The 18,568-nt window shown below is 71.0% G+C and carries 12 protein-coding genes and 2 pseudogenes; 6 read left to right on the top strand and 8 right to left on the bottom strand.

Annotated elements, in window-relative coordinates; all coding sequences use genetic code 11:
- The 4 genes and pseudogenes from ACVNF4_RS18270 to ACVNF4_RS18285 all read left to right on the top strand — a co-directional run.
- Window positions 1-112: pseudogene (locus ACVNF4_RS18270) on the top strand (alpha/beta hydrolase); the annotation flags it as partial.
- Window positions 113-114: 2 nt separating this feature from the next.
- Window positions 115-216, top strand: a pseudogene (locus ACVNF4_RS18275) (RNA polymerase subunit sigma); the annotation flags it as partial.
- Between the two features lie 224 nt (window positions 217-440).
- The gene (locus tag ACVNF4_RS18280) at window positions 441-1,628 is read left to right on the top strand and encodes an FAD-dependent oxidoreductase (protein WP_461803895.1); all 1,188 of its coding nucleotides are present in this window, start codon (window positions 441-443) and stop codon (window positions 1,626-1,628) included.
- Window positions 1,629-2,173: 545 nt separating this feature from the next.
- The gene (locus ACVNF4_RS18285) at window positions 2,174-2,767 is read left to right on the top strand and encodes a DUF6461 domain-containing protein (protein ID WP_461803896.1); all 594 of its coding nucleotides are present in this window, start codon (window positions 2,174-2,176) and stop codon (window positions 2,765-2,767) included.
- Window positions 2,768-3,051: 284 nt separating this feature from the next.
- On the opposite strand, the gene ACVNF4_RS18290 is transcribed toward ACVNF4_RS18285, so the two are convergent.
- The 8 genes from ACVNF4_RS18290 to ACVNF4_RS18325 all read right to left on the bottom strand — a co-directional run bounded on the left by ACVNF4_RS18290 (window position 3,052) and on the right by ACVNF4_RS18325 (window position 8,644).
- Window positions 3,052-3,885, bottom strand: a complete 834-nt coding sequence (locus ACVNF4_RS18290; RefSeq protein WP_461803897.1) for a sigma-70 family RNA polymerase sigma factor — start codon at window positions 3,883-3,885, stop codon at window positions 3,052-3,054.
- Window positions 3,886-4,050: 165 nt separating this feature from the next.
- The gene (locus ACVNF4_RS18295) at window positions 4,051-4,560 is read right to left on the bottom strand and encodes a DUF6328 family protein (RefSeq protein ID WP_461803898.1); all 510 of its coding nucleotides are present in this window, start codon (window positions 4,558-4,560) and stop codon (window positions 4,051-4,053) included.
- Window positions 4,561-4,605: 45 nt separating this feature from the next.
- The gene (locus ACVNF4_RS18300) at window positions 4,606-5,175 is read right to left on the bottom strand and encodes a hemerythrin domain-containing protein (protein ID WP_461803899.1); all 570 of its coding nucleotides are present in this window, start codon (window positions 5,173-5,175) and stop codon (window positions 4,606-4,608) included.
- A 192-nt stretch (window positions 5,176-5,367) separates the two neighbouring features.
- Entirely contained in the window at window positions 5,368-5,538 is a 171-nt protein-coding gene (locus ACVNF4_RS18305) for a hydrophobic protein (RefSeq protein ID WP_461803900.1), read from the bottom strand.
- 43 nt (window positions 5,539-5,581) lie between these two features.
- Window positions 5,582-5,920: a DUF6479 family protein gene (locus ACVNF4_RS18310; RefSeq protein WP_461803901.1), complete on the bottom strand. Its 339-nt coding sequence runs from the start codon at window positions 5,918-5,920 to the stop codon at window positions 5,582-5,584.
- A 44-nt stretch (window positions 5,921-5,964) separates the two neighbouring features.
- The gene (locus ACVNF4_RS18315; protein WP_461803902.1) at window positions 5,965-6,651 is read right to left on the bottom strand and encodes a response regulator; all 687 of its coding nucleotides are present in this window, start codon (window positions 6,649-6,651) and stop codon (window positions 5,965-5,967) included.
- Window positions 6,648-7,886, bottom strand: a complete 1,239-nt coding sequence (locus tag ACVNF4_RS18320; protein WP_461803903.1) for a sensor histidine kinase — start codon at window positions 7,884-7,886, stop codon at window positions 6,648-6,650. The genes ACVNF4_RS18315 and ACVNF4_RS18320 overlap by 4 nt, the downstream gene beginning before the upstream one ends.
- 23 nt (window positions 7,887-7,909) lie before the next feature.
- On the bottom strand, window positions 7,910-8,644 hold the full coding sequence (locus ACVNF4_RS18325; RefSeq protein WP_461803904.1) for a hypothetical protein: 735 nt from the start codon (window positions 8,642-8,644) through the stop codon (window positions 7,910-7,912).
- Between the two features lie 271 nt (window positions 8,645-8,915).
- Between ACVNF4_RS18325 and ACVNF4_RS18330 the strand changes: the two genes are divergently transcribed.
- Complete coding sequence (locus tag ACVNF4_RS18330) at window positions 8,916-9,551, top strand: STAS domain-containing protein (RefSeq protein WP_461803905.1); 636 nt, start codon at window positions 8,916-8,918, stop codon at window positions 9,549-9,551.
- Between the two features lie 403 nt (window positions 9,552-9,954).
- The coding region (locus ACVNF4_RS18335) for an SDR family NAD(P)-dependent oxidoreductase (protein ID WP_461803906.1) at window positions 9,955-18,568 on the top strand (8,614 nt) is incomplete at its 3' end.

Below are 18,568 nucleotides of genomic sequence, written 5' to 3' on the forward strand. Positions count from 1 at the left end.
GGCCTCCGGCGGCGCCTACGCCGCGTCCGCCGCGCCCCTCACCTGGTTCACCGACTTCCGCGCGGACCTCCCGAAGATCGACGTCCCGACCCTGATCCTGCACGGCACCGCACGACCGCCGCCCGGCTGTACACCGAGGCCGCCCGCAAGGCGTCCAGCGTCCCCGAGCGCGACCACCTGACGCGGCAGGCCGCACGGCTCAACTCCGGCCGCTGACCGGCAGTCGCCCGGCGGCGCATCTGGCCGGCCGGCCTGTGTCGGCCTCGGGAGGTGAAGCGTTCGGCTCGGTATCCAGTCGGCGGTCCGGTCGACAGGTTCACTTGACAATCAAGTCTCTTGAACGTCAAGGTAATGGAGTGCTTCGAAAGCCGGGAGAGCGATGTTCGTCCCTCTTCGCCGGCCGCATGGCACGACCGTGGACAGCCGGTTTGGGGAGAGTCATGAGTGACGGCATGAGCAGCGGAAAGGTCCTGGCCATCGGCGGTGGCATCGCGGGCCCGCTGCTCGCGATGTTCTTGCAGCGCATCGGGATGACACCCGTGATCTACGAGTCACGGGAGGTGCCGGACGACGAGGCCGGTGCCTTTCTCGGCCTGGCACCGAACGGCCTCGCCGTCCTGCGGCACCTCGGCATCGACGAGGAGGTGCGCGGCGCGGGAACCCCCACCACGAACATCGTCTTCGAGAACCACGTCGGGAAAGTCCTGGGGAACAACCCCGAGACGGTGACGCTGCTGAAGCGGGGTGTACTCAACCGCTCTCTGCGTGAAGCGGCGCAGAAGCGCGGGATCAGCGTCCGGTTCGGCAAGCGCCTCCAGCGCGTGGAGAGCTCCGCGACATCGGTCACCGCGTACTTCGAGGACGGCTCGCAGGAACGCGGCGACCTGCTCGTCGGCTGCGACGGCATCCACTCGGCGACCAGGCAGTCGATCTTCCCGCAGGCCAAGGCGCCCGCGTACACGGGGATCCTCGACTGCGGCGCGTTCACCCGCTGCGACTCCGTCCCGCTGTCCGACGGCGTCATGCGGATGACGTTCGGCATGAAGGGCTTCTTCGGCTACCAGCGCGTCCCGTCCGGCGAGGTCTACTGGTTCGAGAACCACACCGCCACGACCGAGCCGGACCGGGCGCAACTCGACGCCGTCCCCTCGGAGGAGTGGCGTGAGCGGCTGCTGCGGCGGCACAGCGGCGACCAGAAGCACGTCCTCGACATCATCCGCTCCACGCACGGCACCATCGACCGCTGGCCCATCTACGACCTGCCCTCCCTGGACCGCTGGCACAAGGGGCGGGTGTGCCTCATCGGCGACGCCGCCCACGCGTCCTCGCCCCACGTCGGCCAGGGTGCCTCCATGGCCATGGAGGACGCGGTCGTGCTGGCCAAGTGTCTGCGCGACATCCCCGACGTCCCACAGGCGTTCGCCGCGTTCGAGGGGCTGCGCCGTGCGCGGGTCGACAAGATCGTCAAGGAGGCGCGGCGCACAGGCAGCCAGAAGGCTCCCACCAACACGCTCACCCGTGGCCTGCGCGACATGGTGCTGCCGTTCTTCCTCCGGCTCGGCGTCAAGTCGACCGAGCGGATCTACCAGTACCGCGTCGACTGGGACGAGCCGGTGCTCCAGCGGTGAGCGTCAGGGCGGGGAACCTGCGCAGCAGGGTGGTGAGGACGAGTTCCAACTCCAGAAGTGGGCCGAATGCCCGAGGGCGAGGTGGTGGTTCGGCTCGCGGCGAGGAGGACGTCGACGGGTGCCGCGCGTCGCCTCTCGACGAGTCCGGCGAGGTACGCGAAAGTGCCGCTGGTCCTCCAGCGGGACACCCCCAGCGGCAGCGGCACGGCCACCTGCGACACCAGGTCCGCCGGGGAGCCGGACGCGCCCATCGCGTCGAGGAGTTCGTCGACGAGGCGCTGGATCTCGCCGCGCGGTGAACGCCTTGCCGACCAGCCTGCGTCATCGCGTGTGCTCGGCGCCGTCCGGCGTCATGATCGGCTCCGGGGGCGGCAGGTCCGGGTTCCCGGCCGCCGGGGTGACGCGTCCAGTTCGAGACGATACGGCTCGCGCAGCGGATACGTCCTGATCGATTCCATGTCCAGGCGCCCCCTCGGCGACGGGCCACACCCCATCGTCTCCACAGGCCGCCGCCGTTGTCAGTGGCATGCGCGAGGATCCCCCGTATGACGACAACTGCCGCCGACTACGCCTGGTTCGACGACCGCTTCGAGGATCTCGCCGTGGCGTACTGCTTCACGCTGGTGCACGGCCTCTCCCCGGCCGGTCTGCTCCACCGCCTCGGCGGGCGGGAGGAGCCGCCGCTGACCGGGGTGGAGGAGTTCGTCGAGGCGTCCTACAGCCTTGGCTGCGATGAGCAGTTCGTCGCCATGACCGCTGTCGGGCCGTGGACCCTGATGATCGAGGTGAACGGCTTCCTCGGAGTCGACGAGGAGCGGGTGCGGGCCGCTTCGGCCGGTGTCCGCTGGGTGTCGCACTTCCGCAACGTCAACCATGTCGGCAAGTTCCTGTGGGCCGAGGACTCCGAACTGCGCCTCGCGTTCGAACCCATGGCGCCGGACTGGCGCCACGGCACCACCCCCGACGAACTCCTCGACACCATGCGCGACATCGGCTTCCGCTTCATGGACGACACCCTCGACGTCGGCGACCCCTCGTCGGCCGCGTTCGCCCTCGCCGAGCACCTGACCGGTGTCGCCGTCACCCCTGAGCTGCTGGAGGGCACCACGTTCCACTGCGGAAGCGTCCCGGCCCGGTGACCGGCTGGTGCGGACCATGACGAGGGTGGGGCCTGCGGCCGTGGACGCCGAACACCACGACGCTCACCCACACCCAGGTGCGTGAGGTGAACTCCCGCCGGCCGATGCACAGTTCGTGCACCAGACCGGTCCTGGGTCCGGGCGCCCCGGCGGCGAGCGCGCAGCTCAGTCCCCTGGCTGACGGCTTTCTGTGCGCCGCCCGGCTCGGTGCGTGGATCAGTGGTTGGTGCCGGAGGCCCAGATCGCCTGGCTGCCGTCGTATGTGCCCACCCGCTCTCCGCCGGTCACCGGGGACGCCGTGGCTCCTTCCGGCACGCCCCACCCCCGAGTGCCTGTACCCGCACCCGCGCGCAAGCCCCGTTGATCAGCCGCGACACGTGTGCCTGGGACACGTCGAGGCGGTCGGCGATCTGGCTCTGGGTCAGGCCGGTGAAGAACGACAGGTACAGGACCGTCCGTTCGCGTTCGGACAGGGCGCGCAGGCCGGGTCTGGCGGTCTCGCGGTCGACGGCGAGGCGGAAGCCGTTCTCCACGACGCCGATCCGGTCCTCCAGGGAGGGGATGTCGGTGTGGGCGGGCGACTGCGCGGAGAGGGACAACGGCTGGTAGCTGTCGAGGGCTTCGAGCCCCTCCCTGGTCTCCTCGCAGGTCAGGCCCGCCGCGCGGGCGACCTCCTCGACGGACGGTTCACGCCGGCCGCCCGCGTCGGTGAGGTCGCGGCGGACCCGGCGGACCCGGTTGCGCAGTTCCTGCACGCGGCGCGGTACGTGGACGCCCCAGGTGTGGTCGCGGAAGTGGCGGCGGAGTTCGCCGTTGATGGTGGGGACGGCATAGCTGGCGAAGGCACCGCGCTCGGGGTCGTAGCGGCGGACCGCCTTGCACAGTCCGAGGGCCGCCACCTGGCGCAGGTCCTCGCGTTCCTCGCCTCGGTCGCGGTACTTGTCGGCGAGGCGGTGCGCCATGGGGAGCCAGTCGGTCACGAGCCGGTCGGCCAGTGCGTCGTGCTCGGGCCCCTCGGGGAGCGCGGAGAGCCGCCGGAAGGCGTCCTCGGTGCGGGGGCTGTCGTCGTGGGGGTGGCCCGTGCCGGTATGGGCGCGCGGGGTCTCGTCCGTGAACATGGGGAACCACCTCGGACACCCGGATGGGGTGGGGCGTGCCGTCCGACGACAGTCGAGCCGGGTCGCTGCGTCCTGCCGGGCGGCGGTCACGCCGTGCGGAGCCTCTCGTCCGAAGCTGTTGTTCTGATGCCCGTGGTGCTCCTGGGTAAACCCGGGCGGGCCGGCTCAAGCGCCGCGGTCGTCGTCGCTGCCCCTGCGCACCCACAGGGGCAGCAGCAGCCAGCACAGCAGGAACCAGCAGACGACGGGGACGGTCAGCCAGACGGAGCGGGCGCCGCCGAGGACGACGTGCAGGACCAGCAGGAACGTGGACGTCATCGTGCAGACCAGGAGTGCGAGGCCGGCCACGGTGAGGCGGGCCGCCCAGTTCACGGTCTGCGGTTTGGCCTTGCGGCCCGTCAGCATCCGGTGCAGGGCCACGGGGCCGATCAGACAGGCGACGCAGGCCGCCGCGAGCGCGATCGTCACCAGGTAGAGGTTGCGGTCGGTCCGCGGGAGCTGGGGGAAGCGCTGCTGGAAGGCGACGGTCAGCAGGAAGCCGAAGAGGACCTGGACGCCGGTGAGCGCCACGCGCACCTCCTGGAGGAGGTCGTTCCAGTGGCGGTCCGCGCGTTCCTCCTCCGACTCCCGCCGGCCCTGGCGGGGGCCGGGTTCCCGGACTTCCGGCTCCTCCACGTCGTCCACCTCCCCCGCCCCTGTGTGCCTGTCACGGCCGTCCGCTCACTTCGAGCCGTCGCGGCCCCGTCCCGTCAGGGCGTCCCTGACGCGGTCGACCAGGCCCGTGCCGGGGGCCAGGAGTTTGTTCGCGGGCGGGGTGTCGGGGGCCGAGGGGTGGGGGCGGGTGGGGGCGGCCTTCTTGGCGCGGCGGACCTGGTCGCCGAGCTTGTCCAGCTCGTCCTCGGAGAGGGCGGCGCGCAGGCGGGGGAAGAGCCGCTCCTCCTCGTCCCCGATGTGGGCGCGGACCTCCGTCGACAGTGCGGCGATCAGCCGGTCGAAGCCGGGGTCGTCCGCCGCCACGCCCTCCAGCCGCTTCATCGTGCGCTCGGCGCGCGCGTGGTCGGCGATCTCGCGGTCCGCGATGCCGTCGCCGTCCGGCAGTGCGCCGCGGACCGCCGGGTAGAGGTACATCTCCTCGGCGACCGAGTGCCGTACCAGTTCGATGACGGCCTGGTCGGCGTACTTGCGGCGCATCTCCTCCCCCGGCGCCAGCCCCTCGATCCGGCCGAACAGCCGCTCCACCTCGCGGTGGTCGGTGGTGAGTTCCGCGATGACATCTCCGCCGTGGCCCATGGCCCCGTCCCTCCTTCGGACGTCGGACAGTGTCCGGCACGGGTGTCCCCGCCTCCCGTGCGCAAACCGGGGTACCCGGAGCCCGCGAACCGATACCTCGACAGGCTGCGCGGAGTGTGCACGGGCGCGGTGGCCGCACGTACAGCGGCCCGAGGACCGGGGATCCTCGGGCCGCGCCTCGCTCGTGTCAGGTCACCACCGGTACCAGCGCCCGCGTCCGCCCGCCGCCGACGTCCCGCGCAGCAGGAAGCCCAGCAGCCAGACGACGAGGACCGCGATCGCGATCCACCACAGCGCCTTGACCGCGAAACCGACGCCGAAGAGGACGAGCGCCAGGAGCAGGACCAGAAGAATGGCAATCATGGTGTGAACCTCCTGGGAGTGCGGGTATCCCGAACCGCTCCGGTCATGCTCGCGGCGGGGGATCCGTCCCGTCGTCGCCGTTCCGGCGGCGCGGCCGGTCCGGGGAGTTGCCCAGTTGGTGGGGGGTGAGCCGGTCGTGCGGGCCGGTGGCGCGCGGCACCTCGTTCGGCTCGCGGTACTGGCTCTCCCACCGGACCGGCCCCGACTCGGGCGGCGTGGGCTGCTCCTCCGGCCGGGGCGGCGGCGACTCGGCCCGCCGCACCCTGATGCCGAACCACACGGACCACACGAGGACGGCGGTGACCAGCAGACCGCAGACGACGATGAAGGCGGGCCCGCCGGCGGCCGGTGCCGCGAGCGTTCGTGCACATGTCGTGTCCATCGCCGCCGGGTACCCGCCCGCCGGCTGCGGACACCCGGTGCCGCTCAGCGGTCGGTCGGCTGGTGAGCGGTGCTGACGAGACCTGACTCGTAGGCGCTGATCACCAGTTGCGCGCGGTCCCGTGCGCGCAGTTTGCTCAGCAGCCGGCCGATGTGGGTCTTGACGGTGCCGTTGCTGAGGTGGAGGTATTCGGAGATGTCGGCGTTGGAGAGGCCGCGTGCCACGAGCAGCAGGACCTCACGCTCGCGCTCCGTCAGGTCGTCGAGCGCGGAGTTCGGCGCTCGGTGCGCGTGGGGAAGGCGGGCGAACTCGGCGATCAGGCGCCGGGTGACGGAAGGGGCGAGCAGGGAGTCTCCGGCGGCGACCGTGCGGATGCCCGCGAGCAGCACCTCGGGAGACGTGTCCTTGAGGAGGAACCCCGCCGCCCCGGCGCGCAACGCGCCGTACACGTACTCGTCGAGGTCGAAGGTGGTGAGGATGAGAACGCGCGTCCTGGCTGTCTCGGGGGATCCGGCGATGTGCCGGGTCGCTTCGATGCCGTCCATGCCGGGCATCCTGATGTCCATCAGGACCACGTCCGGGCAGAGTCGCCGCGCGCCCTCGACGGCTTCGGCCCCGGTGCCGGCCTCACCCACCGCCGTCAGTCCGGGGGTGGTGTCGATGAGCACCCGGAAGCTGCCTCGGAGCAGGGACTGGTCATCGGCGACGAGTACCCGGATCGGTTCGGTCACGCGGTCTTCTCCTTCCGGCTCCGGGTCGTGCCGTGAGCGGGGTCGGACGGGAGACGAGCCGACACGGCGAACCCGCCGCCGGGGCGTGGACCGGCGGCCAGCGTTCCGCCGTACACCATCACGCGCTCGCGCATCCCCACGAGTCCGTGGCCACCCCCGAGTTCCGCCCGGCCGGACGCGTCGGCGTGCCCGGCGCCGTCGTCCGCCACCTCTATGTGCGCGTCTCCGCGCGGGTCGACGGTGATCGTCACCCGGCACCGTGTTCCGTGGCCTGCGTGCTTGACGACGTTCGTCAGCGCCTCCTGCGTGATGCGGTAGACGGCCAGCGCCGTCCCCACCGGGAGGCCGACGGCCAGTCGGGTACGGAGTTCGGTGCGGACTCCCGCTCGCTCGGCACGCCGGACGAGGCCCGGCAGGTCGTCCAGTCCGGGAGGGGGAGCCGTCTGCGCCGAGTCCGGCTCTCGCGTGGGCGGGCCGACCGTGTCGCCGCGCAGCACTCCCAGAGCACGGCGCATCTCGGTGAGCGCCTCCCGGCCGGTCCGCTCGATCGCCTGGACGGCGTCGCGCGTCTCCTGGGGGCGTGCCTCGGCCACGTGGTTGGCGACCGCCGCCTTGACGACGATCACGCTGAGGCTGTGCGAGACGATGTCGTGCAGTTCTCTGGCGATGTGCAGGCGTTCCTCGGCCAACGCCTCCTCCGCGAGGCGACGCTCCCTTCGGGCCGCTCGGGCTCTCCGCTCGCGCACGACACGTCCCGCGGCCCACGCGGCTCCGACGACCAGCCAGACGACGACGGCGGTCGCGGCGGCTTCCGTCCACGGGCCGGAGGGTGTCAGGACCGCTTCACCGGTGACGACCGCGGCTGCCGAGACGACCGCGGTCAGGGCGAGCGCCACCGAGGCCCGGCGGGCCGGCTCGATGAGCGCCACCGTGTAGACGGCCAGGGCCGCGGAGATGTAGGGGTCACGGGTGATGTCGAGCAGTGTCGCCGTCGCCGAAGCACCCATCACGGCGGCCAGTACCGGCAGGGGCCACAGGCGCCGGACCGCCAGCGGCACTCCCACGCAGACAGCCACCAGCCGGCCCAGCCACCACGGGCCGGAGAACCGAGGCAGACCGTCCGAGGCATCCCCCTCGGCCATGGCCACGTAACCGGCTGTCACGACGGCCGCCACACAGGCGTCGATCGCCAGCAAGTGCGCGCCGGTCCGCAGGTGCCGCCTCATTCTGTGCATCGCTCGACGATACCGACGGCCGCTCATCCGGCCTGCCCGAAGAGGAACATCGCGGTACCCGCGGCGACCAGCAGGAGAAGCCTTCCGGCGAGCGTGGCCGTCCGCGGGGTCCTCCCGTCGCGCAATGCGGCCACCCCCAAGGGGACGAGCGCGGCGCACAGTCCCGCAGCGGCGGCCACCGATACAGGGGTCGTTCCTTTGAGCACCCCCAGTGGCATCGCCGATGCCAGAGCCAGGGCCGCCGCACGCAGCGGTCCCAGCACTCGGGAGCGGTAGGCGCCGACGGCCAGCAGGAGCCAGCCACCCATGACGGCCGCGTTCAGTGTGCTGAAGATGTGGAACGCGCCGTAGGTCTCGCTCACCGTTCGCGTCGCCGATGCCGGCCCCTGGACGGCCACCAGCTGAAAGGCCAGATGGTCCACACCGGCGTGGAACGCGCGGGCGAAGAGGCCCAGGACCGTGAGTGCGCCGCCCCACAGAGCGAGTTCCCCGAACTTCTCGCCGATCCTGCCGGCGAGAAACACGACTCCCGGCCAGAGCAGCACCCACCCGGCGGACACACAGCTGTATGCGGCCGTCATGAGGTCCGGATGGTGCCCGTACGCGCTCAGTTGCGCAGGGAAGAAGAAGTCGAAGCGCAGACGCAGCAGCATGCCGGTGAGCAGTAGCAAGGGGCCGAGGACGAGGGAGGCACCGCCCACCCAGCGTCCTGGGAAGACAGGGTGAGCAGCGAGGGTGGGTGCAGTCGTGACGGTCATGGGGCAACGATGCTGCCGACGCGGGTACGGCGTCGTCGGAGCCTGGGCCACACTTTCGGGTCGGACCGTGGTCGTACTGATCGGACCCGGGTCGCTCAGCGGGGACGGGGCGCCGGCGGCCGGGGTGGGGCGGTGGACCGAGGGCGGATCGTCGGAGCGTAGGTTCACGTATCAGAAAGGCTGAATGTGGATTCGTGCACGCCTTGACGTACGACGAGGGGCGCGCAAGCCTGGGAGGAGGAACGCGGGAAGCCCCCAGGGAGAGGACGCCATGCCGGTTCCACGCGATGACGCCCCGGCCCGCCGCGCCGGCTCGTCCGTCGCCCTGCGCCGAGACGGTGACCGTGCGATCGTCACCGTCGCCGGTGAGCTGTGTCTCGACGACAGCGATCTCCTGCGGCACACGCTGCGCTCCGCCCTGCGGGGACCGGTCCGCTCGCTGGAGATCGATCTCGGCGGGGTCGTCTTCTGGGACTGTTCCGCGCTCAACGCCCTGCTCGCCGCGCGTGAGAGCGCGACCGGCGCGGATGTGACGTTCGCCGTGACCGCCGTGAGCCCGGTCGCCGCGAGGCTGCTGGCCCTCACCGACACCCACGCCCTGCTCGCGCCGCCCGCCGAGGGGCTCGACGAGGAACTGCGGGCCGAGGTCGTGCAGTTGCGGCGGGCCATGGAGACCCGCCCGGAGATCGACATGGCCCGGGGCATCCTCATGGCCTCCTTCCGGCTGGACGCCGACCAGGCGTGGAGCGTCCTGGTCATGGCCTCGCAGAACACCAACACCAAGCTGCACCGCCTCGCCGCGAGCGTCGTGACGACCGTCCGGGGAACGCCGCTGCCCGACCCCGTCCAGCACCAGCTGACCGAGGCGGTGGCCCGGGTCAGCGTGCTCAGCGGCCGGGACGCGTAGCCGCGCACGGTCACGGTTTCCGGGTACCCCCGCCCCCTGCGGGTACTCGGGAGGAGGCGCTATGACTCCGTGCGCGTCAGCCGGATCGGCCCGACAACCGTGAGAGGCGAAGGTGCAGGAGTTCCCTCCGGGCATGCACGACGGCGACCGGTGAAGCGTTTCGTCCCCCTCGGGATTTTCACAGACGACTATCGACACTTGAAGCTTCCAGCATGTAATCTCTGAACGGTTCCGCGCTCAGGCAGAAACGAAAGACCAGAAGGATCCGGGGAGACTGCAACAAAGAGACGACGAAATCTCGGCGATCTTTCAGCAAAGCGACAAACTCGCTGACCTCGCCTTCTCTCTGCACTCTGCCTGCTTCGGCATTGACCAGCCGAAGCCATGAAGGGGAATTCACCGGATGGCGAACGAGGAAACGCTCCGCGCTTACCTGAAGCGGGCGATGACGGATCTCCAGGAAACCCGGGAGAAACTTCAGGAAACACTTCAGGAACGCACGGAACCGATCGCCGTCATCGGAATGGGTTGCCGCTTTCCCGGCGGTGCGACCACTCCGGAAAGCCTGTGGGAGTTCGTCGCGGAAGGCCGCGACACCATCTCCGCCTTTCCTCGGGACCGGGGCTGGAAAGAGTCCGAACTCTACGACGAGGACCCGGCCCGGCCCGGACACAGCTACGTCCGCGAGGGCGGCTTCCTCCACCAGGCCGCCGACTTCGACCCCGCCTTCTTCGGCATGTCCCCGCGCGAGGCCCTGGCGACCGACCCCCAGCAGCGACTCCTGCTGGAGATCACCTGGGAGGCCGTCGAGCGCGCGGGCATCGACCCGCAGACGCTGAAGGGCAGCCGCACCGGCGTCTTCACCGGCGTCATGTACAACGACTACGCCTCCCGGCTCTCCGTCGCCCCCGACGGCTTCGAGGGTTACCTGATCAACGGCAGCGCGGGCAGCGTCGCTTCCGGCCGAGTCGCCTACACCCTCGGCCTCGAAGGCCCCGCCGTCACCGTCGACACCGCCTGCTCCTCCTCCCTCGTCAGCCTCCACCTCGCCGCCCAGGCCCTCCGCTCCGGTGAGTGCACCCTCGCCCTCGCGGGCGGCGTCACGGTGATGGCCTCCGCCAACCCCTTCGTGGAGGGCAGTCGGCAACGGGCCCTGTCACCCGACGGCCGCTGCAAACCGTTCGCCGAGGCCGCCGACGGCACGGGCTGGGCCGAGGGCGCCGGGATCCTGCTGCTGGAGCGCCTCTCCGACGCCCGCCGCAACGGCCACCCCGTACTGGCGGTGATACGCGGCTCCGCCGTCAACCAGGACGGCGCCTCCAACGGCCTCACCGCCCCCAACGGCCCCTCCCAACAGCGCGTCATACGGGCCGCGTTGGCGAACGCCGGGCTCTCGGCCCGGGACATCGACGCCGTCGAGGCGCACGGCACGGGGACGACACTGGGCGACCCCATCGAGGCACAGGCCCTGCTCGCCACCTACGGCCAGGGGCGCTCCGCCCAACAGCCGCTGTACCTGGGCTCGTTGAAGTCCAACATCGGGCACACGCAGGCCGCCGCAGGCGTCGCCGGGGTCATCAAGACGATCCAGGCGTTGCGGCACGGCGTCCTCCCCCGCACCCTGCACGTCGACTCGCCCTCGTCCAAAGTCGACTGGGACAGCGGGGCGGTGGAACTCCTCACGGAGGCGCGTGACTGGCCGTCCGTCGACCGGCCGCGCCGGGCCGCCGTCTCCGCCTTCGGGGTGAGCGGGACGAACGCGCACGTGATTGTCGAGCAGGCTCCGGACGGCGGCTCGACGCCGGGTGCCGATGGTGTCGTGCCGCTGTTGCTGTCCGCGAAGACCGGGGCTGCTCTGCGTGAGCAGGCGGCGCGGCTGCTGGACCGGCTCGACGCTGATCCGGCGCTCTCCGCGAGGGATGCCGCATGGACTCTCGCGACCGGACGAACCTCCTTCGCGGAACGCGCGGTGCTCATCGGGGATCGCGAGCAACTCCTCGCTTCGTTGAAGGAGTTCACTTCGGGTGCAGGCGTGCGGGGAACGGCCGGGCCTCTCGGGCGGACGGTGTTCGTCTTCCCCGGACAGGGTTCTCAGTGGGTCGGGATGGCGCTCGAACTCATCGCCAGCTCACCCGTGTTCGCCGCGTCCATGAGTGAATGCGCCGACGCGCTCGCCGAGTTCACCGACTGGGACTTGCACGAAGCCCTCGCCGACCCGGCCGCACTGGAGCGCGTCGACGTCGTCCAACCCGCGACCTGGGCCGTCATGATCTCCCTCGCCGCGCTGTGGCGTTCCTACGGCGTCGAACCCGACGCCGTGATCGGGCACTCCCAGGGCGAGATCGCCGCCGCCCACATCGCCGGTGCGCTCAGTCTCCGCGACTCCGCACGCATCGTCGCCCTGCGCAGCCGGCTCATCCGCACCCACCTCGCGGGCAAGGGCGGGATGGTGTCCATCGCGGCGTCGGAAGCACTCATCGCGCCCTGGGCCGGACGCATCGAGATCGCGGCGACCAACGGACCCAACAGCACCGTCGTCGCAGGCGAACCGACCGTGCTCGACGAGCTTCTGACGATGTGTGAGGCGGACGGCGTCCGCGCCCGCCGCATCCCCGTCGACTACGCCTCCCACACCACCCATGTCGAAGCCGTCGAAGACCGGCTCATCCAAGCCCTCACCGGCATTGAGCCGGAAACCGCGCGAATCCCCTGGTACTCGACCGTCGACGGCACCTGGCTCAACGGCCCCGAAGCAGACGCCACTTACTGGTACCGCAACCTCCGCCAACCCGTCCGCTTCCACCAAGCCATCACCGACCTCACGGCAGACGGCTACACCACCTTTATCGAGACCAGCCCCCACCCCGTGCTCACCATGAGCATCGAAGACACCCCAGGCACCACCGCTCTCGGCACCCTCCGCCGCGACAACGGAGGACTGCCCCGACTGTGGACCTCCCTCGCCGAAGCCTGGACACAGGGACTGCCCGTCAACTGGCCCCCGGTATACGGCAACGCCACCCACGTCGACCTCCCCACCTACCCCTTCCAGCGTCGGCGCTACTGGCTCGACGCCCCCGGCGACCCACTCCACGAAAGAACCGCCACGGGTCTGGGAGTCGACTCGGCGGAGCATCCATTCCTCGGCGCGATGGTCGAACTGCCGGCATCCGGCGAGGTGTTGTTCACCGGCCGCCTGTCGCTGGAGACCTTCCCCTGGCTGGCGGATCACGCGGTCGACGGGACGGTGCTGCTCCCCGGCACCGGGTTCGTCGAGTCGGCGCTGCACGCCGGGCGGCGGGTGGGGTGTGCGGCGTTGGAGGAGCTGACGCTGGAAGTGCCGTTGGTGCTGCCCGAACACGGCGGTGTCCAGGTGCGGTTGACGGTGTCGGCGCCGGACGACGAGGGGCGCCGGACGTTCGTGGTGTTCTCGCGGCCGGAGTCGGCTCCCGAGGACGAGGCGTGGAGCCGTCACGCCTCGGGGGTGCTGGCCGTCGCCGCGCCCGAGCCGCTGCGGGACGCTGCCGGGCTCTGGCCGCCGGACGGGGCACAGGCCCTCGACGTGGCCGATCTGTACGGCGTCCTGGCGGCGTCGGGACACGGGTACGGCCCGGCGTTCCGTGGGGTGCGGGCGGCTTGGCGGCGTGGGGCGGAGGTGTTCGCCGAGGTCGCGCTCGACGAGGTGGACACGGCCGGCTTCGGTGTGCATCCGGCGCTGCTGGACGCGGCGTTGCACGGGATACGGCTCGGTGATTCCTTCGGTGAAGGCGGCGCGCGGCTGCCGTTCGCCTGGCGCGGGGTGTCCTTGTGGGCGGCCGGCGCGTCGCGCTTGCGGGTCCGGATCGCTCCGGCCGAGGGTGACGCCATGTCCGTGTTCGTCATGGACGGCGCCGGCCAGCCCGTCGCCTCGGTGGCGGCGCTGGTCACCCGGCCGGTCGGGACGGCCGTCCGCCGAAGTGACTCGCTGTTCCGGCTGGACTGGAGCCTCGCCGCCCCGCTCACGGCGCTCGGGTCCGCCGACGCCGCTCAGCTCACAGACCTGTCGACCGCACTCGCCGGTGACACCGTGCCGGAGACCGTCACTGTCGTCCTCGACCGTCGGGAAGGGGACGACGTCCCCGGGCTGGTCCGTGAAGTCGCGCACGCGCTGGTGGAGTTGCTTCAGCAGTGGCTCGCCGACGAGCGGTTCGCGCAGTCGCGGCTCGTGCTCGTCACCCGCGACGCCGTCGCCGGCGGACGCCTCGACCTCGTGACGGCCCCGCTGTGGGGGCTCGTCCGGTCCGCGCAGGCCGAGAACCCCGGCCGTTTCCTGCTCCTGGACGTCCCGGACGGCGACATCGCGTGGGACACCGTCGCAGCAGCCGTCACCTGGGCCGACGCCCAAGGCGAACCCGAGGTCGCCCTGCGCCCCGACGGCCTCCACGTACCCCGGCTCACCCGCCACGCCTCCGCGCCGGGCTCCTTCGACCTGGCCCCCGAGGGTTCGGTGCTCATCACCGGCGGCACCGGCACACTCGGCTCGCTCGTCGCCCGCCACCTCGTGACGGAACACGGCGTCAAACGCCTCCACTTGATCAGCCGCCAAGGCCCCGACGCCCCCGGCGCCACCCAACTCACCGCCGACCTCAAGACGTTGGGCGCCGACGCCACCGTCACCGCCTGCGACGCATCCGACGAGAAGCAGCTCGCCAAGCTCTTGGACGGCATCCCCGACCTCACCGCCGTCATCCACACCGCGGGCACCCTCGACGACGGCCTCGTCACCAACCTCACCCCCGGCCAACTGGACACGGTCCTGCGTGCCAAGGCCGACTCCGCATGGCATCTGCACCGCCTCACACGGCACTTGGACCTCAAGGCGTTCGTGCTGTTCTCCTCCGGTGCCGGGGTGCTCGGGAACGCCGGGCAGGCCGGGTACGCGGCGGCCAATGTGTTCCTGGACGCGCTGGCGGAGGTGCGACGCCAACAGGGGCTGAGCGCCGTGTCGTTGGCGTGGGGGCTGTGGGCGCCCGGCAGTGGGCTCACCGGAGGCCTCCAGGAGGCGGACCGGGCGCGGATGACGCGTTCCGGGGTGCTGGCGCTCTCCGCCGAGCAGGGGTTGGCGCTGTTCGACCGTTCACTCACCGAGGAGACGGAGTCCCTGCTCGTCCCCGTCCGGCTCGACCTGGGCGCCCTGGGGAAGCGGGCCGGGTCGGTCGGTCCCAAGTTCCGCGCGCTGGTACGCGGACGTGCGCACACCCTCCGGCGGGCCGACAGCGGTCCGGCACAGACGGGCAGCGTCACGTTCGCGGAGCGGCTGGCCGGGCTCGCCGCTGACGAACAGCTGCGTACGGTGCTGGAGTTGGTCCGTGAGCACGCGGCGACCGTCCTCGGGCACGCGAGCGGTGCCGCCGTGGACGAGAACCTTCCCTTCAAGGGGCTGGGCTTCGACTCCCTCACCGCCGTCGAACTCCGGAACCGGCTTCAGGCCGCGACCGGTCTGCGGCTGCCCGCGACCCTGGTCTTCGACCATCCCACCCCGGGCGTGCTGGCGCGGCACGTCATGGACGAGATCACCGGTCGCCGTCCGGCGCCCGTCATCGCGCACGCGACGGTGGCTGCGGACGTCGACGACCCCGTCGTCATCGTCGGCATGGCCTGCCGGTACCCGGGCGGGGTGCGTACCCCCGAGGAGTTGTGGGAGCTGGTGGCACAAGGCCGGGACGCGGTCTCGGAGTTCCCCGACGACCGGGGCTGGGACACGGAGTCGCTGTACGACGCCGACCCGGACCGCGCCGGACACAGCTACGTCCGCGAGGGCGGATTCCTGTACGGGGCCGCCGACTTCGACCCCGACTTCTTCAGCATGTCCCCGCGCGAGGCGCTCGCCACCGACCCTCAGCAGCGGCTGCTGCTGGAGACCTCGTGGGAGGCCGTGGAGCGGGCGGGCATCGACCCGCAGTCCCTCAAAGGCAGCCGCACGGGCGTGTTCACGGGGGTCATGTACAACGACTACGCGGCCCGGATATCCGTCGCTCCCGAGGGACTTGAGGGATATCTCGGCAGCGGCAGCGCGGGAAGCGTCGCCTCCGGACGCGTCTCCTACACCCTCGGGCTCGAAGGGCCCGCCGTCACCCTCGACACCGCCTGCTCCTCCTCCCTCGTCAGCCTGCACCTCGCCGCCCAGTCTCTGCGCACCGGCGAGTGCACCCTCGCCCTCGCCGGTGGCGTCACCGTCATGTCGACGCCGTCGCCCTTCGTCGAGTACAGCAGGCAGCGGGCGCTGTCCCCCAACGGGCGCTGCAAGCCGTTCGCCGAGGCCGCCGACGGAACGGGGTGGGGTGAGGGGGTGGGCGTGCTGCTGCTGGAGCGACTGTCGGACGCCCGCCGCAACGGGCACCCGGTACTGGCGGTCGTGCGGGGGTCTGCCGTCAATCAGGACGGTGCTTCCAATGGGCTCACCGCTCCCAGCGGGCCCTCTCAACAGCGTGTCATCCGGGCCGCGTTGGCGAACGCCGGGCTCTCGACTCAGGACGTGGACGCCGTCGAGGCGCATGGGACGGGGACGACGCTCGGGGATCCGATCGAGGCGCAGGCGTTGCTTGCGACGTACGGGCAGGATCGTCAACAGCCCCTGTATCTCGGCTCGTTGAAGTCCAACATCGGGCACACGCAGGCCGCCGCCGGGGTCGCCGGGGTCATCAAGATGATTCAGGCGATGCGGCACGGCATACTGCCGCGCACCCTGCATGTCGACGTGCCGTCCACCAAGGTCGACTGGACGGCCGGTGCGGTCGAGCTTCTCACCGACGAGCACTCTTGGCCTCAGGCCGAGCAACGGCCGCGCCGGGCTGCTGTCTCCGCTTTCGGGGTGAGCGGGACGAACGCGCACGTGATTCTGGAGCAGGCTCCGGACGGTGGTGTGGCGCCGGGGGACGACGGTGTCGTACCGCTGCTGCTGTCCGCGCGGACCGAGGTGGCGCTGCGTGAACAGGCGGCGCGGCTGCTGGACCGGCTCGAAGCGGATCCGGCGCTCTCTGTGAGGAATACGGCTTGGACGCTGGCGACTGGGCGGACGGCGTTCGCCGAACGTGCGGTGCTTGTCGGGGATCGAGAGCAACTCCTCGATTCACTCAAGGAGTTCGCGTCGGGTGCAGGCGTGCGGGGGACTTCCGGGGCTCTTGGGCGGACGGTGTTCGTCTTCCCCGGGCAAGGTTCACAGTGGGTCGGCATGGCGCTCGAACTCCTCGACACCTCGCCTGTGTTCGCGCAGGCGATGCGTGAATGCGCCGACGCGCTCGCCGAGTTCACCGACTGGAAGCTCCACGAGGCTCTGGCCGACGAGGAAGTCCTCCAGCGCGTCGACGTCGTCCAGCCCGCCACCTGGGCCGTCATGATCTCCCTCGCCGCACTGTGGCGTTCCTACGGTGTCGAACCCGACGCGGTGATCGGGCACTCCCAGGGCGAGATCGCCGCCGCCCACATCGCCGGCGCGCTCAGTCTTCGGGACTCCGCACGCATCGTCGCCGTGCGCAGTCGGCTCATCCGCGACCATCTGGCGGGCAAGGGCGGGATGGTGTCCGTCGCAGCGGCGCCGGAAAGCCTTCTCGCCCGATGGGCCGGACGCATCGAGATCGCCGCGACCAACGGCCCCAACAGCACCGTCGTCGCAGGCGAACCAGCCGTCCTGGACGAGCTTCTGACGATGTGTGAGACCGACGGCATCCGCGCCCGCCGCATCCCCGTCGACTACGCCTCCCACACCACCCACGTCGAAACCATCGAGAACCAACTCACCCAAGCCCTCACCGGCATCGAGCCGGAAGCCGTGAGAATCCCCTGGTACTCGACCGTCGACGGCACCTGGCTGGACGGCACAGAAGCCGACAGTGAGTACTGGTACCGCAACCTCCGCCAGCCCGTCCGCTTCCACCAAGCCATCACCGACCTCACAACGAACGGCTACACCACCTTCGTCGAGGCAAGCCCCCACCCCGTGCTCACCATGAGCATCGAAGACACCCCAGGCGTCACCGCCCTCGGCACCCTCCGCCGCGACGACGGAGGCCCGGCCCGCTTCTGGACCTCCCTCGCCGAAGCCTGGACCCAGGGCCTCCCCGTCAACTGGTCCCCCGCATACGGCAACGCCACCCGCGTCACCCTCCCCACCTACCCCTTCCAGCACGACCGCTACTGGCTCGACGCACCAGCACCCACCACTGCCACCGACGACATAGACGCCCGCTTCTGGGAAACACTCGCAGGCGACGACCCCACCACCGCCTTCGGCATCCACCCCGACGACCCCATCCACACCGCCCTCCCCGCCCTCACCACCTGGCGCGAGAACCAACAGGCACACGCCCAGATCACCAGCTGGCAGTACCGCGTGGCCTGGCAACGCATCCCCGAACCCGCCACCCCACCCCGCCTCAACGGCACTTGGACCATCGTCCGCTGGGCCGGCAACACCACCGACACCCAAGCCCTCGCCACCGTCAAGGCCGCGCTCGCAACAGCCGGCGCCGACACCGTCGTCCACGAAATCGACCACACCAGCCCACCACACCTCCCCCACGGCACCACCAACGTCGTCTCCCTCCTCGCCTTCACCCCCGAAGGCGGCCTCGCCGGTACCCTCGCCCTCCTCCAGGCCAGCACTTCAGCGCGCCTCTGGTGCCTGACCCAGAACGCCGTGGCCGTCCACCCCGACGAGGACACCGACCCCCAGCACGCCCAACTCTGGGGCTTCGGGCGCACGGCTGCGCTGGAGCACCCGGAACGGTGGGGTGGGCTCATCGACCTCTCCGCCGATCCTGACGCCACCACGCTCGCCACCCTCCTCACCGGCACCACCGGCGAGGACCAGACGGCAATACGCGGCACCACCGCCCACGCCCGCCGACTGCACCACCACACCCCCACCAACACCCCCCACACCTGGCACCCCGACGACACCATCCTCATCACCGGCGGCACCGGCGCCCTCGGCACCCACCTCACCCACCACCTCATCACCCACCACGGCATCAAAAACC

The sequence above is a fragment of the Streptomyces sp. S6 genome (assembly GCF_054880855.1).